9 protein-coding genes are annotated in these 6,382 nt (G+C 43.3%); 8 read left to right on the top strand and 1 reads right to left on the bottom strand.

Annotated elements, in window-relative coordinates:
• Positions 1-154: 154 nt before the first annotated feature.
• Complete coding sequence (locus BUB16_RS13135) at positions 155-697, bottom strand: DUF1697 domain-containing protein (protein ID WP_073065075.1); 543 nt, start codon at positions 695-697, stop codon at positions 155-157.
• A 334-nt stretch (positions 698-1,031) separates the two neighbouring features.
• Here BUB16_RS13135 and BUB16_RS13130 point away from each other — a divergent pair, with 334 nt between their 5' ends.
• The 8 genes from BUB16_RS13130 to BUB16_RS13100 all read left to right on the top strand — a co-directional run bounded on the left by BUB16_RS13130 (position 1,032) and on the right by BUB16_RS13100 (position 6,372).
• Complete coding sequence (locus BUB16_RS13130) at positions 1,032-2,285, top strand: serpin family protein (protein WP_084088269.1); 1,254 nt, start codon at positions 1,032-1,034, stop codon at positions 2,283-2,285.
• 42 nt (positions 2,286-2,327) lie between these two features.
• A complete protein-coding gene (locus BUB16_RS13125; protein ID WP_073065072.1) occupies positions 2,328-2,621 on the top strand; it encodes a hypothetical protein in 294 nt (97 codons plus the stop codon).
• Positions 2,622-3,062: 441 nt separating this feature from the next.
• On the top strand, positions 3,063-3,398 hold the full coding sequence (locus BUB16_RS13120; RefSeq protein WP_073065069.1) for a hypothetical protein: 336 nt from the start codon (positions 3,063-3,065) through the stop codon (positions 3,396-3,398).
• Between the two features lies 1 nt (position 3,399).
• Positions 3,400-4,242 carry a helix-turn-helix domain-containing protein gene (locus tag BUB16_RS13115; RefSeq protein ID WP_084088268.1) on the top strand — a complete coding sequence of 281 codons (843 nt, stop codon included), beginning with the start codon at positions 3,400-3,402 and terminating at the stop codon, positions 4,240-4,242.
• A gap of 59 nt (positions 4,243-4,301) precedes the next feature.
• Positions 4,302-4,721 carry a VOC family protein gene (locus BUB16_RS13110; RefSeq protein WP_073065061.1) on the top strand — a complete coding sequence of 140 codons (420 nt, stop codon included), beginning with the start codon at positions 4,302-4,304 and terminating at the stop codon, positions 4,719-4,721.
• A 4-nt stretch (positions 4,722-4,725) separates the two neighbouring features.
• On the top strand, positions 4,726-5,220 hold the full coding sequence (locus tag BUB16_RS13105; protein WP_073065058.1) for a hypothetical protein: 495 nt from the start codon (positions 4,726-4,728) through the stop codon (positions 5,218-5,220).
• A 245-nt stretch (positions 5,221-5,465) separates the two neighbouring features.
• Positions 5,466-5,627, top strand: a complete 162-nt coding sequence (locus tag BUB16_RS21540) for an RNA polymerase sigma factor (protein ID WP_170864386.1) — start codon at positions 5,466-5,468, stop codon at positions 5,625-5,627.
• Complete coding sequence (locus BUB16_RS13100; protein WP_073065055.1) at positions 5,620-6,372, top strand: sigma factor-like helix-turn-helix DNA-binding protein; 753 nt, start codon at positions 5,620-5,622, stop codon at positions 6,370-6,372. The genes BUB16_RS21540 and BUB16_RS13100 overlap by 8 nt, the downstream gene beginning before the upstream one ends.
• The last annotated feature ends 10 nt before the right edge of the window (positions 6,373-6,382 follow it).

The raw sequence follows: 6,382 nt of genomic DNA, 5'->3' as shown, positions 1-6,382 counted from the left end.
ACCAGCTCTGGAAGAGCCAAACTCAGATGAGATTAACCTGACAACTAAAACCAACTTCTAACGGCTGACTGTCAGATCAAGTCGTGGCTATTACAATTAATCTGGAAATTTTATTGATGCGAATGGGAGTTGTTTTACCAATTCTCTAAAAAAGTCAACGTATCTCCTCCACCATCTCCATGATTTTCTGCACGGTCCGCCAGTTGCGGCCGGTCATGGACACCCCGAGCGCTTTCCCGATTTTGCCGGCCATTTTCGAGCGGCCTATCCCCTCCGGGGCATGCAGATAGAACACCCGGCCTTTCAATTCGAACTGTTCACTTTCTTTTTTGTATTCTTCCAGGGAATTCAGGTCAGGATCCTCCGGCTCGGAAACCAAGAAACTCAGGTGCAGCGACTTGGGCTCGGCTTCTGCTTTGGGAAACGGGTTATCTTCAATGGCCTTTTGCATCTCTTCAAGCTCCAGCACCAGTACCTTCGGTTTAAAATCACGATGCTCTTCAACGGCGGTGCTTATTCTGCCTGACATGTTCTGTTTATCGTTATCTTCGGACTGAAAAACCACATTCCCGGTTTGAATATATGTATCGACGTTATGGTATCCTAAATCACTCATGAGATTCCTGAGGTCTTTCATCAACAACTTATTATGTCCCCCGACATTGATGCCCCGGAAGAGGGCTATATAGGTATTCATCGAATTTTGTTTGAGTTAAGAAAATTACGTTCTACTGCTTGTGGATAAAATATTCTCTCTAATAGATCTAATTAAAAATTATAAGAAATATCAACATCACTTTATTGTAAAAAAGCGACGAGTTGCGAAACCCCTGAAGTCTATCTGAGTGATTTCAAAATCACAGTATATATATAGATTCAGATTATACGTGAGGGTTGTACAATCGTCAAGATATATAGGTTTGGAAATACAACGGTTTTGCAAAGGTCTCAAAGAGCAAGGGTAGTTATCCCTCTCCGGGTTTGTGTATAAGTAAATAAATAAGGGTTTTAACTAAGATCAGAATATAACCATGGTTAAATATTTACTTTCCACCGCGCTTATTATCGGCTTTTTGCTTGCGGGATGCGACTCGCTTGGCACTCAACAGGAAGAGCAGTCTGAATTTGAACGGCGGGAGCTCCCCCGGCAGCTGACCGAACAGGAAACGGAGCTCGTAAACGGTTCGGGACACTTCGGGTTTAATCTGCTGGGACGACTGGTTGAAAAGGTCCCTGGAGAGAGCCATTTCATCTCCCCGCTCAGCATCCAGATGGCCTACGGTATGGTCATGAACGGTGCCGAGAGTGACACCTACAATCAGATGCGGAATACACTCGGCATGGATGGAATGAATAGGGAGCAGATCAACGAGTCGGCCAAAGAGCTCATCGAACTGTTGACCCAGTTTGATGAAAGCGTGCAATTCAATATTGCCAATTCCATCTGGTACCGGGATACCTTCAGCGTGGAGCAGGATTTCCTGAATCCAAATAAAACCTATTACGAAGCAGCAATCGAGGAGGCTGATTTCGCAGATCCGAAAACCGTTGAACGGATCAACGGCTGGGTCAGTGACAAGACCGGCGGATTGATTGAGAAGATTACCGACAACATCGATCCAAATGAAATTATGTACCTGCTCAACGCTATCTATTTCAACGGCGACTGGACAATACCATTTGATCCGGATAATACCGAAACCAAGCCGTTTCACTTGCCCAATGGCAGCACCGCAGACGCAGAGATGATGCAGCTTGATCAACAGGAACAGATGTCATACAGGCGCGGCGAGGATTACCAGGCGGTGAATCTTTACTATGGCGACGCCGGGTTTATGATGACCCTGGTACTGCCTGATGAAGATAAAACACTGGGTAATTGGGTCACCAATATGACTTGGGACGACTGGAGAAAACTTACCGGCAACTTCAGCAAGGTAACATTAACCCTGGAAATGCCCAAGTTTGAGCTGGAGTATGAAGTCGAAGAGTTTGAAAAGGTTCTTATGGCTATGGGTATTGAAGATGCATTCGGCCCCGAAGCCGATTTCAGTCGCATTACCGGCGGCCCGAACGGGCTTTATATCGGTGAATCCCGTCATAAGACGTTTATTTCGGTGGATGAAAAAGGTACCGAAGCGGCTGCCGTTACCTCAGCAGTAGTGGTCGAAAGCGCTCCACAAACGGTCGAAGTAAGTTTCAATCGCCCCTTTTTCTATGTGATCCGGGAGGTGGAGTCGGAAACCATTCTTTTTATGGGCACCATGACTGATCCAACCCAATAGCACTATAAGGCCCAGGTCAACAAAGAGGGCATGTAGTAAACTTTGGGGATTTCCGGAATTGATATCTTTAGGGACAAAGAAACCGGTGAAGAAATCAAAGTAATAAATGATACTTCCGAAACCGATAAGGTAACACAAGAAGGCGAATGTTATTTTAAAGAAATAACCGGCTTTTCTCCCAAATTCTGCCAAAAGCTTGATAAATTCAAACAAGGATTGCGACAATACAAATTACATGGCTATAATTTTAACCACTGGGAGTACGGGTTCACGGATTTCTCACATTTTGCCAAGGTTTCAAAACAGCTTACGACTTGGCCTCCTTCCGATTTGTAAAAAAGTATCGGTACTACTTCCTTTCTACTATATGGGATTTCTTCTCACGTAAACAAATCCAACCCACGCCTGAACAAGCAAAACGCTGGCATACACGGGCTGTGGTTACGTGCGAATAACTGCCATTGATATGCGGACCGTTAAGAAATTTAGCACTTCATTGCTATACAGTTTAATTTAAAATTTAGCACAAATAATCTGTGTTAAATTAGACTTTACAATGATACTAACAAATTTGTAGGCCAGATAGCTAATCAGTGCTTCAACGGGGCGCTGTGCCTCGCCCTTCCCTGCCGGTTTTGAGCTATACAATTTCTGTAGTACATTTGTTTTAAAATCAACATTGCACCGCACGCAGCTTATGCGCGAGGTCGTTATAAAACTTCCATCTACCTGGTCACTTTAAATATAATTTTTCTATTAACGTTAACCCCTTCAACCATGCCAATCGCCAACTGTTTTATCAAAGACAAGCATGTAAGCCAACAAGAACTCCAGGAATTAACTGAAAGATGGGCAGAACAAGTAAATGTAGATATAAAAGATATCTGCCTTACGTTTATTCCGAATTGTATGCAGGGCGGGCAGCAATATGATGTGCTTGTGAACCTTTACCTTCCCTCTCTTTGGGATCAGGATAATATCAAACAGATTCAGAAAAGCCTGCTGAATATTTTGAAGGGATTTTTTGGAACGGAAGCTTCGGAGATTTTTATTATGACTTCTATCATCCGATCCGGCCATGTGGTTGAAGATGGGGAAATAGTGGAATGGTAAAATGATCTATCGAGAATACAAACCAAGTCCTCAATTGGCTGTCTATGTGGAGTGTTATTGGTCTGCAAAGGCCGAGCAACCGCCATTCAATGAGCAGGAATCCCTTATTCCGGATGGTACCATTGAGCTGATGTTTAACTTCGGGGACCATTATTCGCAGGTGATTGATGACCGGGAGAAGCTCATCAAGGGTTCACATGTCATTGGTATTCGCAAGCAATCTCTGTTTATCTCACAGACCAGCAAGCAGAATTTTTTCTCCATCCGGTTCAAACCCGGGGGATTCTTTCCTTTTTTTAAGATACCGGTGTACAAGTTCGCCAATGGATTTTATCAAATCTCCGAACTATTCAACCGGGAACTGAATACCCTGGAATATCAGCTTTATGAAGCAGCCAATAACAGAAAACGTGTGGAGATTATAGAACAGTTTTTGTTGAATAAATTGTCTCAACAGCCTGAGGATTTTGCCTTCGTTCAAACCTGTGCAAAACGATTAGTTACGGATTCCTCCTGCACGGTTGAACATCTGGCCGACCAGTTTAGCTCAAATTATAAAACCATAGAGCGAAAATTTCTCGATGTAATCGGTCTTACCCCATCCAAACTGAGGACGGTCAAGCGGTTTAATCAGGCGGTCCATGCCATGTATTCCGGCAATTATAACAGCCTGGCAGAAATTGCATACGCCAGCGGCTATTACGACCAGTCTCATTTTATCCGGCAATTTAAAAAACTCGCCTCCGCCACGCCCCGGCAATTTCTCGAACAACAACTGACGATCGTTAAAGTCATCCAGCCAGCCCTGGCCAAACGATTGTCGAATTCATACAATTTTTCCTGATCAGCTTCCCTTACAATACCGGTCAGATAACATAATCCCGAACAAATAAATACCTTGTTATGAGTAATAATGATGTAACCCTTACTCCGTATATCCATTTTGCAGGTAATTGTGAAGAAGCCCTGAACACGTATCAGTATATTTTGGGTGGCCGTTTTGAAATTGAAAACCGCTACGACAATCCCAACATGAATGCCCCTGAGGAGTACCAGGATAAAATTTTACACGCCCGGTTTTATAAAGGCAACTGTTTATTTATGGCCTGTGATGTATTTCCCGGGCAAACCGTACAATCCGGCATGAACGTCGCTTTATCCTTGGACTTCAAAGAGCTGCAACAAGCCAAAAACGTATTTTCTGCGTTTGCTGAAGATGGCGAGGCGCATGTGCCATTTGAAAAACAGTTTTGGGGGGACTGGCACGGAAACCTCACCGACCAATATGGAATCCGCTGGATGATCAATCACGTAGAGAATTGATGGTATGAAAAAACTGGGCCCGAAAGGTTCGCGTGTCTTAAAAATCATGCACATCTGCTGCATAGCCATCTGGTTTGGCGGAGTAATGAGCTGGTTTCCGTTGGTATTTCAGTCAGATCTTGCTGATTTTGAGCAAACGAAAACCACTTATTACAACCTCCGGTCTATTGCCTGGAACGTAATCGGATGGGGCGGCATCAGCAGCTTTTTGACCGGACTGTTGTTAGGTACTATCACCAATACATGGAGATTGTTTAAACATCGCTGGGTTACGGTCAAATTTTTTACAGTGGTCGGACTCATCCTCTTCGGGATGTTTTTCCTGGAGGATCTGATGCTCACGAACCTGGACTTACTTATCAATGGACAGGCGGCATTAAGTGATCCTTCTTTTCAAAACAATCATTATCTTATTAAAGTAGGACTACTGTTTGAAGCATTCATTTTTGTGACTATTATTACAATTTCCATTCTTAAACCCAGATTTAAGAGAGGCTGAAAAGAGCCAAAACTTCACTTGTAAGTTTCATCTGTTTAAGGTCTGTTTTTGATTTTTGAATCAATGATAACCTGCCAAGAGAATATCTTCAAAGGTCGTTGCCGCCATATGCGCGTTTATTGCCTACGGTAGATTTGTACTCAAGCCTTTTTAGTCAGAAACCGAACCTCTGACATGTCACGTTTCGGGCTTCAGGATTGTCTTATATATTGAGCTATAGCTGTCAAATAAGCATTATATCCAGCATGGAAAACTATTACGACATACTGTTTCCATACGCCTACAACATCCTGGGATCCCGAAGCTTGGCGCAGGATGCCATCCAGGAGGTGATCGCCAGGTACTTTTCCAGGTCTGCGAAAAAAATTAAAAAAGCCCAAAGCCTACCTGAAAAGGGCGGTGATTAATCAGTCAATCAATATCAAAAAGAAAAAGCAGAAGACCATTTCCACCGAAGAAGTTTGGCTGCCGGAGCCGGTAGCGACCGAAACAACAGATAACAATATGATTCAGAAAGATATTCTCTCCTACTCGCTTCTGTTTCTGCTGGAGCAACTGAATCCGAAAGAAAGAGCCGTCTTTATTCTCAAAGAAGCTTTTGACTATAAGCACGAGGAGATTGCGGATGTGCTTTCATACTCAGTCGCTAATTCACGAAAGTTATTGAGCCGGGCGCGATCAAAAGTGCGGAGCGGCGACCAAAATCCTGATAACATTTTAGCAGCAAGGACAAATTCAAAACTGATTGAAAAATATCTGAAATCAATCCGAAACCGTGATGTGGAGACACTTCAGACGTTACTTGCTGATGATGTAGCACTTTATGCAGATGGCCGCGATACAATCAACGTGGTTCAACAAATGTGCAATGGAAAAACGGATGTTTCGGAATTGCTGATCTTTGCCTATCAGAAGTTTCAGCAATCACAGACAGATAAAACAGCGGTTGTAAATCATCAGACGGCCCTTCTTTTCTATGAAGACCGGCAGCTCAGAGCCTGCCAGGTGTATCATTTTGATGAGAGCAGACAACATATAACCCGTATCTGTAATATCCTGGATCCAGAAAAGCTGAAAAATATGGATTTATCCCTCACATCCCGTCACGTTTTGAATAGGTTGGTTGTCTTAATAACAACACACAATCATTAATCCTAAAGAC

It is taken from the genome of Fodinibius roseus (assembly GCF_900129315.1).
GTDB lineage: Bacteria > Bacteroidota > Rhodothermia > Balneolales > Balneolaceae > Fodinibius > Fodinibius roseus.
The sequence above is the reverse complement of the archived record's forward strand: the minus strand, read 5'-3'. Positions and strand labels throughout refer to the sequence as shown.

Coding starts and splice junctions, on each gene's coding strand:
- BUB16_RS13135 (WP_073065075.1), bottom strand. CDS start 697: ATGAATACCTATATAGCCCTCTTCCGGGGCATCAATGTCGGGGGACAT.
- BUB16_RS13130 (WP_084088269.1), top strand. CDS start 1,032: ATGGTTAAATATTTACTTTCCACCGCGCTTATTATCGGCTTTTTGCTT.
- BUB16_RS13120 (WP_073065069.1), top strand. CDS start 3,063: ATGCCAATCGCCAACTGTTTTATCAAAGACAAGCATGTAAGCCAACAA.
- BUB16_RS13115 (WP_084088268.1), top strand. CDS start 3,400: ATGATCTATCGAGAATACAAACCAAGTCCTCAATTGGCTGTCTATGTG.
- BUB16_RS13110 (WP_073065061.1), top strand. CDS start 4,302: ATGAGTAATAATGATGTAACCCTTACTCCGTATATCCATTTTGCAGGT.
- BUB16_RS13105 (WP_073065058.1), top strand. CDS start 4,726: ATGAAAAAACTGGGCCCGAAAGGTTCGCGTGTCTTAAAAATCATGCAC.
- BUB16_RS21540 (WP_170864386.1), top strand. CDS start 5,466: ATGGAAAACTATTACGACATACTGTTTCCATACGCCTACAACATCCTG.